General features: G+C 58.5%; 15 protein-coding genes and 1 pseudogene. 11 read left to right on the top strand and 5 right to left on the bottom strand.

The window, feature by feature from the left end:
- Window positions 1-2: 2 nt before the first annotated feature.
- From QA644_RS34030 to QA644_RS34075, 10 genes are all read left to right on the top strand, one after another.
- Complete coding sequence (locus QA644_RS34030; RefSeq protein WP_283074314.1) at window positions 3-935, top strand: alpha/beta hydrolase; 933 nt, start codon at window positions 3-5, stop codon at window positions 933-935.
- Between the two features lie 14 nt (window positions 936-949).
- Window positions 950-1,816, top strand: coding sequence for an FAD binding domain-containing protein (locus QA644_RS34035; RefSeq protein WP_283074315.1), 867 nt, complete (start codon window positions 950-952; stop codon window positions 1,814-1,816).
- Between the two features lie 21 nt (window positions 1,817-1,837).
- Window positions 1,838-2,320 (top strand): (2Fe-2S)-binding protein, encoded by a 483-nt coding sequence (locus tag QA644_RS34040; RefSeq protein WP_283074316.1) that lies wholly within the window; start codon window positions 1,838-1,840, stop codon window positions 2,318-2,320.
- Window positions 2,313-4,691, top strand: coding sequence for a xanthine dehydrogenase family protein molybdopterin-binding subunit (locus QA644_RS34045; RefSeq protein WP_283074317.1), 2,379 nt, complete (start codon window positions 2,313-2,315; stop codon window positions 4,689-4,691). The genes QA644_RS34040 and QA644_RS34045 overlap by 8 nt, the downstream gene beginning before the upstream one ends.
- A gap of 18 nt (window positions 4,692-4,709) precedes the next feature.
- Window positions 4,710-5,966, top strand: coding sequence for an amino acid ABC transporter substrate-binding protein (locus QA644_RS34050; RefSeq protein WP_283074318.1), 1,257 nt, complete (start codon window positions 4,710-4,712; stop codon window positions 5,964-5,966).
- A gap of 31 nt (window positions 5,967-5,997) precedes the next feature.
- Complete coding sequence (locus QA644_RS34055) at window positions 5,998-6,870, top strand: branched-chain amino acid ABC transporter permease (RefSeq protein WP_283074319.1); 873 nt, start codon at window positions 5,998-6,000, stop codon at window positions 6,868-6,870.
- Window positions 6,867-7,859, top strand: coding sequence for a branched-chain amino acid ABC transporter permease (locus QA644_RS34060; RefSeq protein ID WP_283074320.1), 993 nt, complete (start codon window positions 6,867-6,869; stop codon window positions 7,857-7,859). The genes QA644_RS34055 and QA644_RS34060 overlap by 4 nt, the downstream gene beginning before the upstream one ends.
- Complete coding sequence (locus QA644_RS34065) at window positions 7,852-8,583, top strand: ABC transporter ATP-binding protein (protein ID WP_283074321.1); 732 nt, start codon at window positions 7,852-7,854, stop codon at window positions 8,581-8,583. Before QA644_RS34060 ends, QA644_RS34065 begins: the two co-directional genes overlap by 8 nt.
- A complete protein-coding gene (locus QA644_RS34070; protein ID WP_283074322.1) occupies window positions 8,573-9,304 on the top strand; it encodes an ABC transporter ATP-binding protein in 732 nt (243 codons plus the stop codon). The genes QA644_RS34065 and QA644_RS34070 overlap by 11 nt, the downstream gene beginning before the upstream one ends.
- Window positions 9,305-9,389: 85 nt before the next feature.
- Window positions 9,390-11,213 carry a methyl-accepting chemotaxis protein gene (locus tag QA644_RS34075; RefSeq protein ID WP_283074323.1) on the top strand — a complete coding sequence of 608 codons (1,824 nt, stop codon included), beginning with the start codon at window positions 9,390-9,392 and terminating at the stop codon, window positions 11,211-11,213.
- Between the two features lie 83 nt (window positions 11,214-11,296).
- Here QA644_RS34075 and QA644_RS34080 read toward each other — a convergent pair whose 3' ends face one another.
- The 5 genes and pseudogenes from QA644_RS34080 to QA644_RS34100 form a co-directional block, all read right to left on the bottom strand.
- Window positions 11,297-12,241 carry a LysR family transcriptional regulator gene (locus QA644_RS34080; RefSeq protein WP_283074324.1) on the bottom strand — a complete coding sequence of 315 codons (945 nt, stop codon included), beginning with the start codon at window positions 12,239-12,241 and terminating at the stop codon, window positions 11,297-11,299.
- A gap of 213 nt (window positions 12,242-12,454) precedes the next feature.
- Window positions 12,455-13,014, bottom strand: a pseudogene (locus QA644_RS34085) (nucleotidyltransferase family protein).
- A 128-nt stretch (window positions 13,015-13,142) separates the two neighbouring features.
- Window positions 13,143-14,174 (bottom strand): GTP 3',8-cyclase MoaA, encoded by a 1,032-nt coding sequence (gene moaA, locus QA644_RS34090; protein ID WP_283074325.1) that lies wholly within the window; start codon window positions 14,172-14,174, stop codon window positions 13,143-13,145.
- A gap of 159 nt (window positions 14,175-14,333) precedes the next feature.
- Complete coding sequence (locus QA644_RS34095; RefSeq protein WP_283074326.1) at window positions 14,334-15,701, bottom strand: MFS transporter; 1,368 nt, start codon at window positions 15,699-15,701, stop codon at window positions 14,334-14,336.
- Between the two features lie 393 nt (window positions 15,702-16,094).
- Window positions 16,095-16,766 carry a TetR/AcrR family transcriptional regulator gene (locus tag QA644_RS34100; protein WP_283074327.1) on the bottom strand — a complete coding sequence of 224 codons (672 nt, stop codon included), beginning with the start codon at window positions 16,764-16,766 and terminating at the stop codon, window positions 16,095-16,097.
- A gap of 119 nt (window positions 16,767-16,885) precedes the next feature.
- Between QA644_RS34100 and QA644_RS34105 the strand changes: the two genes are divergently transcribed.
- Window positions 16,886-17,836 carry a cyclase family protein gene (locus QA644_RS34105; protein WP_283074328.1) on the top strand — a complete coding sequence of 317 codons (951 nt, stop codon included), beginning with the start codon at window positions 16,886-16,888 and terminating at the stop codon, window positions 17,834-17,836.
- Window positions 17,837-17,841: the final 5 nt, after the last annotated feature.

A 17,841-nucleotide genomic window follows, 5' to 3' on the forward strand; every position in this document is an offset into this window, starting at 1 on the left:
CTATGCCCAAGGTTACGGAATTAACGTTCTTTAGTGAAGGCTTGAAGCTCAAGGGTCTGCTCTATGAGCCGGACGATCTCAAGCCGGGAGAAAAACGCCCCACCGTCGTGTGCTGCCACGGCTACACCGGCATGAAGGACGTATATCTTCTCCCCGTCCCTGAGCGCTTGGCCGTGCACGGTTATGTGGCATTCGCATTCGACCATCGCGGCTTCGGCAAGAGCGAGGGTGTGCGTGCGCGTCTGATACCGCCGGAGCAGGTTGAGGATATTCGCAACGCGATCACCTTCGTCTCCACTTTGCCCTCAGTGGATACCGACCGCATCGCACTCTACGGCACGTCGTTCGGCGGGGGCAATGTCGTGGTCGCGACCGCAACCGACGACCGCGTACGCTGTGTTGTGTCTGTTGTGCCCGTTGGCAACGGTGAGCGCTGGCTGAAAAGCCTTCGCAAGCACTGGGAGTGGCTGAAGTTTCAGGACGTCTTGGCCGAGGATCGCCGCCAGCGGGTTCTGACAGGAGAGTCTCGCCGCGTTGACGTTACGGAACTGATGCCTGGCGACCCCCACTCACGGCAGGTCATCCAGGAGAAGGTAAAGGCGGCAGAAACCTATACGCAAGGCTATCCTCTGGAAAATGCCGAAGCGACCCTGCGCTGGAAACCGGAGGATTTCGCGCACGCCATTGCTCCCCGTCCTATCCTCTTCATGCACACCGAGTGCGACGGCCTCGTGCCTATCGACGAGTGCTACGCACTCTTCGCGAAGGCCGAAGAGCCGAAGAAACTCGTCACCATTCCGAACGCCGACCATTACGACGTCTATCAATTCGTCAATCCGGACGTGTTCGAGAAGGTGATCGCGGAATCGATCAAGTGGTATGATCGCTATCTCAAGGCGGATGCGCCGCAAGAGCGCATCGCAGAGATCGCTTAGGGAGGCAAACGAACGTGGCGCTACCGGTTTTTGACTACTTCGCACCCAAAAGTATCGAAGAGGCTTGCGCGGCACTGGCATCCAATCCGGACGGGGCAAAACTGCTCGCCGGCGGACAGTCGATACTGCGCGTCATGAAATTCCGCATCATGGCGCCAGAGCTTCTGGTGGATGTAAAGGCCATACCCGGCCTGCGCTACATCGAAGGCGACGCCGATACGTTGCGTATCGGCGCCACCGCCACCCAAAGCGACGTCTTGCGTTGCGACATCGTCCAGAAGGAATTCCCTCTGCTGGCCGAGGCCATTGCCAGGATCGCAACGACCGCGGTCCGCAACACCGCGACGGTCGTCGGCAATATTTGCGTCGGACATACCGCGAGCGACCCCTCTGCGGCCTTGCTCGCTCTGGATGCTGAACTTGTCGTCGTCGGCCCTGAAGGCGAACGCATCGTTCCGATCGGTGAGTTCTTCGTCGGCCATATGTCGACTTCTCTCGACGTCGCCGATCTCGTTCGTGAAGTGCGTATACGCAGACGCAATGACAAGCCGGGGATGGCCTATCTGGCGCACGCCGGAAGAGCTGCCATGGAAACCCCGCTTGTTGCGGCAGGAGCAATCGTTTCAACCAGGAACGGCATCTGCAGCAGTGCAAGCATTGCACTCGCCGGAGCCGATGAAACGCCTGTCCGTATTTCGCGAGCGGAGGAGGCGCTCATCGGATGCAAGCTCGACGATGTGGCGATCCTTCAAGCAGCGGCCATCGCGGCCGAGGACTGTTCGCCAGACAGCGACGTCTACGCATCCGGCGAGTACCGGCGCAGGCTTGTCGGAGTTTATGTGCGCGACGCCTTGCGGGCGGCAGCAAGCCGCGTGGCGTAGGCGTTAGGAGGAGGAACCATCATGCGCAAAAACATAACGCTTGTGATCAACGGGCGGACCCAATCTCTAGACGTCCCGGCGAACACGCTCTTGCTCGACCTGCTGAGATGGGAAGTCGGCCTGACGGGAACCAAGGAAGGATGCGGTGAGGGCGTTTGCGGCTCCTGCACCGTCAATGTCGATGGCGAACTCGTCAGATCCTGCCTGACGCTGGCGGTCCAGGTGGACGGCAAATCGATCACGACGATCGAAGGCATGGCCGATGGCGAAACGCTTCATCCTCTCCAGCGGAAGTTTCTGGAGCTTGGCGCTGTCCAGTGCGGGTTCTGTTCGCCAGGCCTGATCGTCACTGCCGACGCACTCTTGAAAAGTAATCCAGACCCGACGGAAGCCGAAGTGCGCGATGCACTCAGGGGCAATCTTTGCCGCTGCACCGGCTACGTGAAAATTGTCGATGCCGTTCTGGCAGCTGCAAGCGAAATGCGGAGCCACGCACATGAATAGTCAAGATCAAGAATTCAACGTCATCGGCAAGAACGTCATCCGTGAAGAAGGTCCGGGAAAGGTCACCGGCCTCGGCAAATACGCCATCGACCTGGAATTTCCACGGATGCTCTGGGCAAAAATCAAGCGCAGTACGCGCCCTCATGCCAAGATCATCAATGTCGATATCAGCCGGGCGCAAGCATTGCCGGGCGTTCACGCCGTCATCGTCGACAAGGACTGCCCCCAGACCTTGTTCGGCTTCGGCTGCTATGACGAACCTTTGCTCGCCCGTGGGAAAGTGCGCTATATCGGCGAGCCTGTGGCAGCGGTCGCAGCCGACAGTGAAGCCATTGCTGAGCAAGCCTGTGATCTGATCGAGATCGACTACGAGGACTTGCCGGCGATCTTCGACCCGTGGGAAGCCTTCGAAGCCGAGCCGAAAGTCGTCATCCACGAAGGCCAGGCCAATTACCGTCGCGTTCCTATCGGGCCAGCGCAGTACGATCCGAAACACCCCAATGCATTCGGTTACTATAGGATCCGCACCGGTGACGTGTCGCAAGGCTTCGCCGAGGCCGACGTCGTTCTAGAAAAGACCTACTCCAACGCCATGATGGCGCACGCCACCATGGAGCGGCACAATTCGATCTCGCTGTGGGACGCCGACGGCAAGGTAACGGCCTGGTCGTCCGCTCAGGCCGCCTATCCGCTGCTGAACCAGATCAGCGAGGCGCTGGACATCCCGCATTCGCGTGTCCGGGTCATTATCCCGAAATATGTCGGGGGCGGCTTCGGCGGGAAGATCGAGATGAAGGCTGAGGGCCTATGCGCGGTGCTTTCACGCGCCGCCGGCCACAGGCACATCAAGATCATCTATACGCGCGAGGAATCACTTTGCTGGGCAGGGGTGCAGCATCCCTTCGAGATGCGGATCAAGTCGGGCGTGCGCAAAGATGGCGTTATCACGGCGTGCAAGATGTTCGTGCTCGTGAATGGCGGCGCCTACGCTCAGCACGGCTTCCTCGTCACCCGCCAGGCGAGCTATGGGCCACTCGGCTCGTATCGCTTCCCACATTTCAAGCTCGACAACTATGTTGTCTATACCAACAATCCTCCAGGCGTCGCCTATCGCGGTTTTGGCAACACCCAAATCCATTTCGGACTGGAGTCTCACATCGATGAGCTCGCGCATGCGATCGGAATGGATCCTTACGAGATTCGCCGAAAGAATGTTCTCAAGGAAAATGAGATCAACGCAGCCGGCGAAATCCAGCATTCGGTCGCGGGCGCCGAGCTGCTTGACGAGATCAAGGCCGGCCTGGAGCGTCACGGCCCCTTGCAACGGGAAGACGGACCGTGGCGCCGCGGCAGGGGCATCGCCTTTGCAAACAAGGACAGCGTGGCCCCGTCTGCATCCTCTGCCATCGTCAAGATCCATAATGACGAGACTGTCGAAATTCGCCACAGCGCCGGCAATATCGGTCAGGGCAGCTCGACGACGCTCATCCAGATCACCGCGGAGTTCTTCAAGGTCGGGCCTGAGCGGGTAAGGACGGCCGAAGTCGACACCTGGGTAACCCCTTATGACCAGCTGACCGGGTCGAGCCGCCTCACTTTCGCGGCCGGAAACGCCGTCCTGATGGCTTGTGAGGACGTCAAGAACCAGATCCTGACAATGGCATCCCAGATGATGCAGGCGAAGCCTGAAGAGCTGGATCTTGCCGATATGGTGGTGTTCGTGAAGGACAATCCCGGGCGCACCATGCGCGTCCGTGATCTCTTCCGCACCGTGTTCTTTACCGGCTCCTTCCTGCCAACCGGCGGCGAGCTGCTGGGAAAGGCGACCTTCACGGTTCCCTCAAGCAAGATCGATCCGGAGACGGGGCATGCCGCCAACGACGGGATGCGAAAGATTTTCTCCTTCTGCACCCGGGCCGCTCAGGCCGTCGAGGTGGCCGTCAATATCGAGACGGGGCAAGTCAAGCTGGAGAAGATCGCCATCGCGAACGATCTCGGGAAGGCTATCAATCCAATGTCATGCGAGGGCCAGATGCATGCTGCCATTTCCATGGGATTGGGTCAGGCGATCTCGGAGGAGCTGCAGATTAGCGAGGGAGGCGTGACCAACGGCGACTTCTCGTCCTATCGCTTCCTAACAGCCAAAGATGCGCCGTCGAACGAGTATGTTTCGACCCACATCGTCGAGATCCCGCAATTCGATGGTCCATACAAAGCGAAGGGATTTTCGGAGGCGACGACGTCACCGACGGCGCCAGCCATTGCAAATGCGATCTTCGACGCGGTCGGCCTTCGTCTCAGGCATATGCCGATGACGCCGGAGCGCGTCCTAGAGGGGCTCGATCGCCTGGCTTCTGCAGATAGAGACTGACACTTCAGGGAGGAAAAAATGTCAGATTTTACCAAACGCGAATTGCTTCGTGTCATGGCGCTTACGATGGGAGCCCTGACCTTGGCGCAGCCTGCCTGGTCCGAGGACCAGCCCATCAAGATCGGCACGAGCATGGCCTTGTCCGGGCCGCTCGCCGCCGGCGGTCGGCAATCGCAGCTTGCGCTTCAAATGTGGGTGGAGGAGGTCAATTCGCGCGGAGGGCTTCTCGGCAGAAAGGTTGAGCTTGTCAGCTATGACGACCAAGGGAGCCCCGCACAAAGCCCTGGCATCTTTTCCAAGCTGATCGACCTCGACCAGGTCGACCTTCTGATTGCGCCTTATGGCACCGTGCCCGCCGCTGCAGTTATGCCGATGATCAAGGAACGCAGCAGGCTTCTGATCGGTCAGATCGGCTACCAGATCAATTCCAAGGTCCACCACGACATGTGGTTCAACAATTCTCCCTGGAGTGACGCGGAAAGCTGGGTCGGCGGATTCTTCAAACTCGGCGAAAAGATCGGGGTCAAGAAGGTGGCGTTTCTGGCGGCAGACCAAGAGTTCTCCCAGAATATTCTGGCAGGTGCCAAGACCCTTGCCGGAGAGGCGGGTTTTGAGACGGTCTATGAGCAGACCTATCCACCCACGACTGTTGATTTCTCGGCAATGATCCGGGCCATTCGCGCGGCCTCTCCCGATATGGTCTTCGTCGCCTCTTACCCCGCAGATTCCACGGCAATCATCCGTGCTGTCAACGAGATCGGCGTCGGATCTTCCGTAAAGGTGTTTGGCGGCGGAATGGTAGGGCTTCAGTATGCCTCTGTCATGCAGGCCCTGGGTTCCCAACTCAACGGGATCGTCAATTATCACACCTATGTTCCCGAAAAAACCATGGCGTTTCCTGGCGTCAAGGAATTCCTGGATCGGTATGCTGTGAGGGCAAAGGCAGCCAACGTCGAGACCCTGGGCTACTATGTTGCTCCTTTCTCCTATGCGTCCGGGCAGATCCTCGAACAGGCCGTAAAGGCCACCGGAAGCCTGGATAATGCTGAACTTGCCAAATATCTGCGCGCCAACGAGGTCCAGACAATTGTTGGCCCGATCCGTTGGGGCGCTGACGGTGAATGGGCGCAGCCCAGGGTCGTGATGATCCAATTCCGCGACGTCAAGGACGGCGATGCCGAACAGTTTCGCCAGGAGGGCAAGCAAATCATCGTCTACCCTGACAAATATAAGACCGGCGATCTGATTTCGCCCCTCAGCGAGGCACAGGACTGAGCGTCCGCGCGCTCCGAGGGAGGAAATGACCATGGTTTCGATCGATCTTTTGTTTGAGGGGCTCGTCTTCGGTGTTCTTGTCGGCTGCTTTTACGCAGCCGTCAGCATCGGGCTCTCGATCGCATTCGGGCTGCTTGACGTGCCCCACATCGCCCACGCTTCCTTCCTTGTGTTGGCAGCTTACATGACGTTCCTGCTCGGATCCTACGGGATCGATCCGCTCGTCGCCGGAGCCCTCATATTAATCCCGTTTTTCTTCCTCGGTGCCGCCGTATACCGGTTCTACTATGAGGCATTCGAGAAGCGCGGCACCGATGCGGGGGTACGCGGGATCGCCTTTTTCTTCGGCATTGCCTTCATTGTCCAGGTTGTGCTTTCGCTCATCTTCGGCCTCGACCAGCAAAGTGTGAGTGCACCCTATATCGGCAGCAGCCTCAGGCTGGGGGAAATGAGAATACCCTGGCGCTTGATCGTCGCGCTTGTGGTGGCCGTCGGCCTGGTTCTTGGCCTTAATCTTTATCTGTCCAAAACATTCCGGGGGCGCGCGGTACGTGCTGTTGCTCAGGATCCGTGGGCGTTGAAGGTGATTGGGGCGAACCCGGTTTTGACCAAACAATGGGCGTTCGGCCTTGCCACCGCGGCGACAGCAGTCGGCGGTGCGCTCCTGATCATCGTTAGCCCCGTCGAGCCGAGTCTCGACAGGGTCTATATTGGCAGAACTTTCTGCGTCGTGGTCCTTGCAGGCCTGGGAAGTATGAACGGGACGTTGATCGCCGGCATTTTGCTGGGAGTGATGGAATCCCTCGTACTGACCGCGTTTGGTGCCTCATGGGCGCCTGCGGTGGCCTTCGGACTTCTCTTGCTCGTATTGGGCTTGCGGCCACAGGGGCTTTTCGGACGATGAAAAACAACTCGATCCCATTCTGGTTACTCGCGCTGGCGCTCCCGGTCGTGGCATTCCTATTGCCGAGGCTCGGGCTCAACGAATACTACTTGTATGTCGGGTACGTCATTCTTCAATACGTCGTGCTCGCAACGGCCTGGAACATTCTCGGCGGCTACGCAGGTTACGTCAATTTTGGAACAGGGGCCTTTTTCGGTCTTGGCGCCTACACCGCTCTTGTGCTGATGAAGGCCTTCGATGCGCCACTCCTCTTACAGATCGTCGGTGCGGCCGTCGTTGGCTCCCTCCTTGGTATCGGGGCCGGTTTACTGACGCTTCGCCTGAAAGGCATCTTCTTTTCGATCGCAACGATCGCAGCCGCGATCGTCATCGAGACCTTCATCCTCAACTGGCGTTTCGTCGGCGGCGCGACGGGCATGCAGATCATCCGCCCAGAGGTCCCGTTTGGATTCGAGACCTATACCAGGCTGTTGCTGTTCGTCATGACGATCCTCACGGTTATTGCAGTCATTGTCGCTCGATACATCGAGCGTTCCTGGCTCGGCAGAGGCCTTCATGCCGTGCGCGACGCAGAAGCGGCGGCTGAGTGCTCGGGAGTTCCGACCTTGCGGCTGAAGCTCATAGCCTGCGCGATATCGGGCGCGCTCATGGCGGCAGCTGGTGCTCCGTTCCCGCTCTATACAAGCTTTGTCGAACCGAGTTCGACGTTTAGCCTGAACTATTCGGTTATGGCGCTTTCGATGGCCGTTGTGGGTGGGATGTCGCGCTGGTGGGGGCCCGTGCTCGGCGCAATCCTGATCGCCGGCAGCCAGCAATTCGCGGCCTCGGCGAGCCCTGAGCTTCACCTGCTCGTTGTTGGACTGCTCATGGTCGTCTTTGTGATCATGGCACCTGAAGGTCTGGTGGGCTTGGTAAAGCTTGTCCGCAAGAGCGTCCAACCAGGCGCAAAACCAATCCGCCTCGCCGAAGGAGCAAAAGCGCATGACTAGCCTTTTGAAGGTGGACAACGTCACGAAACGGTTCGGTGGCTTTACCGCGCTCACCGATGTCAATCTAGACATTGCCAAGGGCGAGCGCCTCGGTCTGATCGGCCCGAACGGCTCTGGCAAGACAACCCTCATCAACTGCATTTCCGGCGTTTTGCCGATCGAAGGGGGAGCAATTGCATTTGACGGCGCAGACATTTCGAAGCTAGCGACTTATCGCAGGGCTAAGGCCGGCTTGGCGCGGACGTTTCAGATCCCGAAGCCGTTCCACTCGATGACTGTCATCGAGAATCTGATGGTGCCGCTCGAATACATCGTTCACCGTCTGGTTGACGCCAAGAACGAGAGTGTGGTTCGTTCCGAAGCGAGCGATCTACTACGCCGCGTCCGGCTCTCCGATCGCATGAACGCGCCGGCGGGACAATTGTCGCAGGTTGAGTTGCGCAAACTTGAGCTGGCGAGGGCAGTCGCCGCTCGTCCCAAATTACTGATTTGCGACGAGGCCATGGCCGGCCTTGCCACCAAGGAAGTCCACGAAATCCTCGATATTCTGATGGAGCTCAACGCTTCCGGCATTACCATCATTATGGTGGAGCATATTCTGCAAGCGGTCATGCGGTTTTCGCAGCGCATCGTTTGCCTGACCGCCGGCCGGATCATATGCGACGGCGCGCCCGCGGATGTCATGGCTAATCCAGAAGTGCGGAGGGCATATCTTGGCAGTTAAGATAGTGGTGCGCGACTTGCACGCCGGATACGGCACGGTGCAAGTTCTACATGGTCTGTCAATCGAAGCGCGGGACGGCGAGACAGTTGCCCTCCTCGGCACCAACGGGAATGGCAAGAGCACATTGATGAAGTGCCTGATCGGCGACGTCCGTCCGACGCATGGCTCGATCATCCTCGAGCTTGACGGACAGGCGATTGACCTGACCAACCTCAAAACCGATGAAATCGTTGAACACGGTATCAGCATCGTTCCAGAGGGGCGGCGGCTATTTCCGCAGCTGACCGTGGAGGAAAATCTGCTCCTCGGCGCCTATCGGAAAGCCGCAAGAAAAAAGATCGTCGCCAATCTGGAGTTTTGTTATGGCGCCTTCCCAATCCTGAAGGAAAGACGCCGGCAGCTCTCCGGATCTATGTCAGGCGGACAGCAGCAGATGCTGGCGCTTGGCCGGGCGATCATGTCCTCGCCGCGGATTCTCCTTGTCGACGAGCCTTCCGTGGGTCTGGCACCGATCATGGTGTCACAGGCGATCGCGAAGATCGGTGAGTTGAAAGAGCAGTTCGGGCTAACCGTCATCATGGCCGAACAGAATTTTCAGGAAGCTATGCGCATTGCCGATCGAGGCTATGTTCTCGTGCATGGTGAGGTAGCCTTTTCGGCGGACACTGCCGCTGAACTTCGCGACAGCGAGCTCATCAGCCAACTCTACCTGGGAGGTTAATGGCTGAAAGCCGTCTCCGTCTCCAAGTCCGTTTCAAAAAACGCGTGTCAACTGGATCAGCTCCTTGCCCTCCGGAGAGGTTTCTATGTCAAATGTCCGCATTTCTACCAAATTGATCATGTTGACGACGGGCCTTGTCATCCTCTTCGCCATAGCTGCCGTATTCCTCATCAATTCAGCAACCAAAACAATCTACAGCGAACGCAAGGACGCGCTGAAGACCCAGGTCGATATCGCCTATTCAATCGTGACGAAACTCCATGGTGACGAGACTGCCGGGAAGATAAGCCGGGACGATGCAATCGCGCAGGCGACGGCGCTCATTTCCCAGATCCATTACGAGCCGAAGGGTGTTATTTTCGGATATGACTATTCCGGCGTGCGCGTCATCAACCCGGGCAATGTCGGGGTTGGCAAGAACTTCATAAGCCTGACCGACAAAAACGGAACGCCACTGATCAAGAATATCATCGCTGCCGGCAGATCCGGCGGTGGTTTCAGCGAATATTTCTGGCCAAAACCCGGTGGCGCAGATGATGTGACCTTCAAGAAGGTCTCATACTCAAAGGCTTTTGAGCCATGGCAGCTGGTCCTTGGGACCGGCGCCTATCTCGATGACATCGATGCGAAGGTCAACCAGGTTTACGGTCAGGCACTCGCGGTCGTGGCGGCTGTCCTCATCGTCAGCTTGATAGGAGCACTTGTGGTCATGCGCAGCATTACGCGACCGCTCGCCCGCATCCATTCATCTCTGTCGGCGGTTTCGAACGACGACGTCATGATCGCTATTCCCCATACCAGCCTGACGAACGAAATCGGAATGATGGCAAGAGCCACGAAGATCCTTCAAGACAAGGTTCGCGATCGTCTGGCGATGGAAAAGCGTGAAGGCGAACAGCAGAAGCTGATCGAACAGGAACGTTCCGAGAGCTCCCGCATTCAGCAGGAGGAAGCTGAGGGACAGGCACATGTCGTGAAACAATTGAGCCAAGCGCTAGCAGCACTTTCTGAAGGTGATCTGACGGTGCGCTGCTCGGATCTCGGACACCGCTACGATGTACTGCGCGCTAATTTCAACTCCGCCATGAGCAGGCTTCTTCAAGCGATGCACGCGGTCGCACGCAATGCCAGCGCCATCACCGCGGGCTCGGAGCAGATCCGCAGCGCATCGGACGAACTGTCGAAGCGCACAGAACAGCAGGCAGCTTCCGTCGAGGAGACGGCTGCGGCATTGGAGGAGATCACGACAACGGTGGCGCAGGCAAGCCGACGCGCTGAAGAGGCAGGGCGTCTTGTGCGTCGGACACGGGAGAATGCCGAAATTTCCGGGACGGTTGTTGGTCGCGCCATTGAGGCAATGAGCAAAATTGAAGCCTCTTCAACAGAAATTTCCGGCATCATCGGCGTTATCGATGAGATCGCCTTTCAGACCAATCTGCTGGCCCTAAACGCTGGCGTCGAAGCAGCGCGGGCAGGTGATGCCGGGAAAGGCTTTGCAGTCGTTGCCCAGGAGGTGCGCGAACTTGCGCAGCGCTCTGCCAAGGCTGCGCAACAGATCAATCAGCTGATTGCCGTGTCGAATGTCCACGTCCAGACTGGCGTTGCCTTGGTTGGTGAAACGGGCACTGCGCTTCATGCAATCGTATCGCAGGTTCAGCAGGTGAGCGACAATGTCGAGGCGATCGTCGAAGCTGCCAAGGAGCAGTCCCTCGGAATTGCCGAGATCAACCAAGCAATCAACGTCGTCGACCGCGGCACCCAGCAAAATGCGGCGATGGTCGAGGAATCCGCTGCCGCCGCCCACAATCTTGCGGCCGAAGCCACCGCACTGTTTCGTTTGCTTGGCCAGTTCAATGTTAGTGGCACTGCGACAGCCCAAGTCACCGCCAAGATCGCGTCCGTGGGTTAAAGCCGATAGCCCCATGCGCCGCTTCAACGAAAAATTGCCTGCGCGTCGCAGGCGGTTGCACCGCGCCATCGATGAGAGCCGTGCTAAGGGTCTGCCTTGGCCGGCCCAGGCGTAGCTGTCATCACGGCGCCCAGCCAGTTATTTCCTTCGATTTTTCGACGGATCTGATCGAGCAGCATTTGATGAAAGAGCTTCGCAGGAATGGTCAGTTCCGTCTGAGGAGGGCTCACAAATGCCCAGTCGACATAGAGCCCCTGGATCGGGCTTGCTGAAACAAGCCCTTGGTTGAGGGCGGCGTCAATCGCACAATAGGGCAAGATGCTATAAGCGGTGCCTTTGGCGACGAGGGCTGCGATCATGCTTGTGGAATTGCTATCAGCAAAGACGCGCATCGGCAGCTGGCTACGCCCAAAAGCATCTTCGATCGCCACGCGAAAATTGTTCAGTCTGTTGGTCAAAATGAGCGGCTTGCCAGCAGCGCTATCCAGCGTGAGCTCCTGGTTCAGGTCGTATTTCTGAGATGCGGGGGCGACGAGGAAAAGGGTTTCCCTGAATAGAAATTCGGAGCGCATGCCCTGGTTCTCGTCGGACACGACGATTGCGCAGTCGATTTTGCTCTGCTGGATACCGGCAATGAGATCCAAACTGATCCCTTCGCGAATATGAAGGTGAACATCGGTATACTGTCGGCAGTAAGCGTCGATCAGCTCAATGCTCACCATCTGGGCGATGGCAGGCGGCAACCCGACCGTGAGATGGCCTCGCGGTTCTGATTGATCGGCAACGACATCACGAAGCTTGTCAAATTCGTAGACAAGCGCTGTTGCTCTTTCACGCAAAGCCTTGCCCGCAGCGGTCAGCGCAACGCCATGGCCGGATCGAATGAAAAGGGCTTCACCCAGATCTTCCTCGAGAAGCCGGATCTGTCTTGAGAGGGCGGGCTGAGCGATATTGAGAACTTCAGAGGCACGCGTAAAATTGCCGTGCTCGGCGATCTCAAGAAAATATCGGATTTGCCGCAGATTCATGCTCTTGTTCCCGCCCTGTTCATTTTTGCTCACATCATGCCGTCAAGTTGGAAGAGGCGTCAACTGGCGTAGCGCCAGCCCGCGTCGAGCCGCGGGCTCGGCGCGATTGGCGTCATCCGGCCGTCTGAATCATCTCCCATCACCTTGATGTGGGTCTAGCGTGGACCGCAGAACTTGTTCTCTGCCGTGATGCTTGCACGCGTGCCTGAGCATTTAATATTTAATGATGCCGCCGGCACCCTTCACCGCCTCTGGCGTGTCGAGATCAAGGAGCGCAGCTTCGCCGATCTCTACCTGAATAACAGGCAAGGACGCGCTTTCAATGATCTGGCGTGCCCCGACATCACCTTGCAGCTGCAAGATCTTCGGATAGAGTGAGGTCGGTAGAATAACCGGATTTCCGGGCCGCCCCTGACATGCCGCGCGCACGATGCAATCTCGCCCGGAAGATTGGAAGGTGGCGATCAGCTGATTAAGGTGCGAACTGAGCAAGCCTGGCATATCGGCAAGCATAACCAAAGCGCCATCGATCTGCCGATCTTCGAGGTGTGAAACCCTGCAACCAAGGAGCTCGCCATCCCCGTGAGATAATGTGGATTTTCGACCACCTCCAGGTTCAGGCCCTCAACTGCAGTCTCGATCTCTCTTCGCCGGTGGCCGGTCACAAGGATGACGGCCGCCGCATTCGAGCCGAGCGCAACCGTGGCCATGCGGCGCACCAGCGGGATCCCGTCGAACTCCGCAAGCAATTTGTGCGCACCAGTCGGACCCATCCGGGCCGACTGACCGGCCGCAAGCAAGATGATGGCGACGCGGGGAATAGAGCTTCGGCCTGCTGCCTGGGGCCCGCCAGTCGCACCATCGATCGGAGGGATGTCGGACATTCGAGCCTATCCTACCTTCAGCCGCCGGTGACACTCATATGCCGCGCCACCGCCGGCCGCTTGTGAGTGCGGTCGATAATGAAGTCATGACCCTTGGGCTTGCGGCTGATCGCTTCATCGATCGCAGCATGGAGCAGGCTGTCGTCTTCGGCAGATCGCAGGGCCGAGCGCAGGTCTGCGGCGTCGTTCTGGCCAAGGCACATGTAGAGCGTGCCGGTGCAGGTGAGGCGGACGCGGTTGCAGCTTTCACAGAAATTATGGGTCATCGGCGTGATGAAGCCGAGGCGGCCGCCGGTCTCGGCGACCTCGACATAGCGCGCCGGGCCGCCAGTCTTGTAGCCGATATCGGTCAGCGTGAACTGACGCTCGAGATCGGCGCGAAGCTCGGAGAGCGGCAGATACTGGTCGGTACGGTCCTCCTCGATCTCGCCCATCGGCATGGTTTCGATGACGGTCAGGTCCATGCCGCGGCCGTGAGCGAAACGCAGCATGCCGGGGATCTCGTCCTCGTTGCAGCCTTTCAACGCCACCGCATTCAGCTTGATCTTCAACCCCGCCTTCTGCGCGGCGTCGATGCCCTCCATGACCTTGGAGAGCTCGCCCCAGCGCGTCACCTTGCGAAACTTGTCCGGGTCGAGCGTGTCGAGCGAGACGTTGATGCGGCGCACGCCATAGTCATAGAGTTCTTCGGCATGGCGGGCGAGCTGCGAGCCGTTGGTCGTCAGCGTCAGTTCCTCAAGACTGGTGCCGAGCTGCCGGCCGAGCTCGCGGATGAGGAACATGATGTTCTTGCGCACCAGCGGCTCGCCGCCGGTCAGCCTGATCTTGCGCACGCCCTTGGCGATGAAGGCGGAACAGAGCCGGTCGAGCTCTTCCAGCGTCAATAGATCCTTCTTCGGCAGGAAGGTCATGTTTTCGGCCATGCAATAGGTGCAGCGGAAATCGCAGCGGTCGGTCACGGAGACGCGCAGATAGGTGACGGCCCGGCCGAACGGGTCGATCATAGGTGTCGTCCTCGACCCCGGCCGGCTGCCGCTGAATGCGAGCATAGGCGCGCTCCAAAGTCTTGCAGAGTCTCTGCTTGGTACAGGGACAAATACGAAGCCGGTAAACCTATCGCCTTTGATGGTAGCGGAAAGGCTGTCATCTCGGCAATTGTTTGATGAGGCAGTTCGACCCGTCGAGTCAAATTGCCTCAATTCTTCGCGTTAAGCTTTCGCGTCGATCGCTTCCATGGTGCGCCCGCGCGTTTCAATGCCCCACAAGAGATAGGCGAGGCAAGCCAGTGCGTACCACGCAGCGAAGTAGATGAAGGCATTTTCAAAAGGGATCTGACCGGACGCTGGCGAAGCCGAAGTCGATGCCCCGACGATCACCGCCAGTCCCATTGGCCCAATGATCTTTCCGATACCGCCGAACCCGTAGGCTGCTCCCATGCCTGTGGCGCGTAGGTGTGTCGGCCAGACCTCCGCCGAGTAAGGTCCAACGATCGCGAACCCTCCTTCACCGAAGAAGAACGCGAGCATCATCAGCGCGATCAGGCCCAGGAATGCGCCTTGCAGTGATCCGGCCAAGAAGGCGGCCAGCAACAGCACCGCCGCAGCGCCGCCCGTGCACAGTATCCCTGCCGCGCGCCTGCCGATCGCCTCGGACAGCAAGGAAAATGAAACGCGCCCGGCAAGCGCCGCCATGGTGATGAAGATCATATAGAAAGCGGCCTGCGCCGGGCTCACGCCAAGGATAAGAACGAGGAGCGACGGGGCCCAAAGCGTTAGCCCGTAATAGCCCGTCTGCATGCCTATATTTGAGGTCCAGCTCATGAGCAAAGCCCGCGGATGCTGAAGCAGGTCCTTCAGCTTTCCAGCAGGTTGTGCTGGCGGCGCGTCCGTCATCGGCAACGACGCCGGGGGGACTTCAAGCGCCCAGGCAATCGATGCCCTGGCTTCGGCCACGCGCCCATTGTGCATCAGCCAGCGTGGCGATTCGGGCACCCACCGCCGCATGAACAGCACCCCGAGGCTCAAGCCAACACACACCGCCATCAGTCCACGCCAGCCGATAGCGGGCGCGACAAAAGCAACCATGGCAGAGCCGATGAGGAAACCGAGCGGAACCGCGCAGGTGACCAGACCAGTCACAAGCCCGCGTTTCCGCGAGGGCACGAACTCCTGGATGAGCGGCAGATCAACGCAATATAGTCCGCCGGCGCCAAAGCCGATGAGAAAGCGGAAAAAGCTGAGATACAACCACCCGACGGCGGGTGTTTCCGGCGTGAAGATCAGGGCAAACATGCTCAGACTGAAGACCGTAATCGTTGTCATGAAGATCTTCCGGCGCCCAAAACGGTCAGCCATGCGACCAAACCAGGCAGCGCCGATCATCGCCCCCACCCCGGAGGACAGGAGAATGACCGAGGATTGACCAAAGGTCAGTCCCCAAGGTTTCGAGACGAAGGTCAAAATAAAACCGATCAAGAAATAGTCGAGAAATTCCAGAACGAGCCCGAAGGCCCCGGCCGCGATCAGGCTCTTTTGATTACGGGTCAGCCTCCGCTGACCCTCCAGCATTGTGAACATCTTTCCTCCCTCCGTCGGCTTTCGCCGGCGCTTGCCCCCAAAGTCACGTCCCCGGACGCCGGCTTGCTCCTCCCGACCGTCGGACGTTGTGCGCTCTCCGCCGAACTTTCTGTCCATTTCCAAAGAAAGCAGACGGATGCTTCAGTCTGTCGGAGCTCATATTCCACGTCCCTGCTACCTCCCGGGCTCCGGCTGGATGCTTTCTTTGCCCGGGAGGCGGCACGGGGGAGGATGGCCAGTACCGGCACGATAATTATCGGTCGATTATTTATTTTGTCAACAGCTGCTCAACGTTTTCCGAATTCGGCCGAATTTTCGAAGCCAGGAAGGCTTAGCCCGGCCGCGGAACACAGCCATGCGAGCCCTTCTAATGATCGATGCTGAGGTTTGCGTCTAGGATTGCGCCGCAAGCTTTGCCGGCTTCATCGCCGAAAGTTTCGAAAAATACGCCTGGATTCCGTGATGGAAGACGTCCACGACGTTTGCGATGATCCTTTGACGGTCTTTCGGCGGTGGTAGACTGAAGATGTGCTCGCGAACGCCTAGATAGAAGATACCGCTGTGCAATGCCCAGGCCAATTCGAGTTCTTCGGCCTCCGGCGGGCCCTCGTCGCTAAGACCCGCCAGATGCCGATATTCCTTGATGATACGCTGGAGGATCCGCTCCTCCAGAAGGCCGATATACCAACGATTGATGTCAGCGCCCTTCAGGCCTGAGAAGAGATAGATGCGCATCCAGTCGCGGGTGAAAATCGCTTGTGTGTAACTGCCGTAGAAAGTCTTCAGTCGCAACTCCAGGGGCTTGGCGCGGTCGCAGAGCAGCCGATCCCACTCCACGTCCCAACGCTCCAGATAGACAGAACGATAGGCTTCGCGGATGAGGTCTTCCTTGCTTGGAAAGTAGCGATAGAGCAGGGGCTGCGTGATGCCCAGCTGCCGGGCAATCTCGCGGGTACTGCTCTCGAACCCATGTTCCGAGAAGAGGTTGATGGCCTTCTGGAGGATCTCCTCACGCCTTTCGGTGGGCGGAAGGCGGCGTCTCTTGGTGGCGTGCTTTGGAACCATTGTCCTACGAAAATCGAGGTTTGGGCTGATGCGGTTTTCCTAGCACGGAAAAAGACTTCTTGACTACTGTGACGGATGAGTTTTATTTATCAAATGATAACCTAGGAGGAGGATTCATCATGACATTCACCCGTCAGGCGATTTACGACGCCGCCAAGAAGGTTTCGAACTGGGGACGCTGGGGCGACGACGACCAGATCGGCACCCTGAACAACATCGACCCTGCCGACATCGTTGCGGCAGCATCGCTGGTCAGGAAGGGCAAAACCTTTTCGCTTGGGCTGTCGCTGAAGGAACAGATCCAGTCAGGCCTGTTCGGAGGCCGCTGGAACCCGATCCACACGATGCTGGCAACGGGCACGGACGCGGCCGCCGGCAATCAAGACGAGCCGGCACCCTATCTGCGCTACGCCGATGATGCGATCAACATGCCTTGCCAGGCCTCGACGCAATGGGATGCGCTCTGCCACATCTTCCTCGATGACAAAATGTATAACGGCTACGACGCAAAACTTGTCGACGTCAAAGGCGCCAAGAAGCTGGGCATCGAGCACTATCGCGACAAGATGGTCGGGCGTGGCGTGCTTCTCGACATCGCACGCTGGAAAGGTGTCGCATCGCTGGACGACGGTTACCCGATCACGCCTGCCGACCTTGATGGCTGCGCGGCCTCGCAGGGCGTGGAGATACGCAAGGGCGATTTCGTGATTGTCCGCACAGGCCATCAGGAGCGCTGTCTGGCGAAGGGAAGTTGGGAAGGGTACGCCGGGGGCGATGCGCCTGGCATGGGCTTTGATACCTGCTTCTGGCTTCGTGATAAGGATGTTGCCGGCATCTGCACCGACACTTGGGGATGCGAAGTACGTCCAAATCAAACCAAGGAAGCCAACCAGCCCTGGCACTGGGTCGTCATCCCGGCGATGGGTATTGCGATGGGCGAGATCTTCTACCTCAAGGAGCTTGCCGAGGATTGCGCCGAGGACAAGGTTTATGAGTTCTTCTTCCTGGCGCCGCCCTTGCATTTGCCCGGTGGGGCCGGCTCGCCAATTAATCCGCAAGCCATCAAGTGAACGAG

Source organism: Rhizobium sp. CC1099 (genome assembly GCF_029714385.1).
GTDB lineage: Bacteria > Pseudomonadota > Alphaproteobacteria > Rhizobiales > Rhizobiaceae > Rhizobium.

Coding starts and splice junctions, on each gene's coding strand:
- QA644_RS34095 (WP_283074326.1), bottom strand. CDS start 15,701: ATGTTCACAATGCTGGAGGGTCAGCGGAGGCTGACCCGTAATCAAAAG.
- QA644_RS34080 (WP_283074324.1), bottom strand. CDS start 12,241: ATGAATCTGCGGCAAATCCGATATTTTCTTGAGATCGCCGAGCACGGC.
- QA644_RS34045 (WP_283074317.1), top strand. CDS start 2,313: ATGAATAGTCAAGATCAAGAATTCAACGTCATCGGCAAGAACGTCATC.
- QA644_RS34030 (WP_283074314.1), top strand. CDS start 3: ATGCCCAAGGTTACGGAATTAACGTTCTTTAGTGAAGGCTTGAAGCTC.
- QA644_RS34040 (WP_283074316.1), top strand. CDS start 1,838: ATGCGCAAAAACATAACGCTTGTGATCAACGGGCGGACCCAATCTCTA.
- QA644_RS34060 (WP_283074320.1), top strand. CDS start 6,867: ATGAAAAACAACTCGATCCCATTCTGGTTACTCGCGCTGGCGCTCCCG.
- QA644_RS34050 (WP_283074318.1), top strand. CDS start 4,710: ATGTCAGATTTTACCAAACGCGAATTGCTTCGTGTCATGGCGCTTACG.
- QA644_RS34065 (WP_283074321.1), top strand. CDS start 7,852: ATGACTAGCCTTTTGAAGGTGGACAACGTCACGAAACGGTTCGGTGGC.
- QA644_RS34075 (WP_283074323.1), top strand. CDS start 9,390: ATGTCAAATGTCCGCATTTCTACCAAATTGATCATGTTGACGACGGGC.
- QA644_RS34105 (WP_283074328.1), top strand. CDS start 16,886: ATGACATTCACCCGTCAGGCGATTTACGACGCCGCCAAGAAGGTTTCG.
- moaA (WP_283074325.1), bottom strand. CDS start 14,174: ATGCTCGCATTCAGCGGCAGCCGGCCGGGGTCGAGGACGACACCTATG.
- QA644_RS34055 (WP_283074319.1), top strand. CDS start 5,998: ATGGTTTCGATCGATCTTTTGTTTGAGGGGCTCGTCTTCGGTGTTCTT.
- QA644_RS34100 (WP_283074327.1), bottom strand. CDS start 16,766: ATGGTTCCAAAGCACGCCACCAAGAGACGCCGCCTTCCGCCCACCGAA.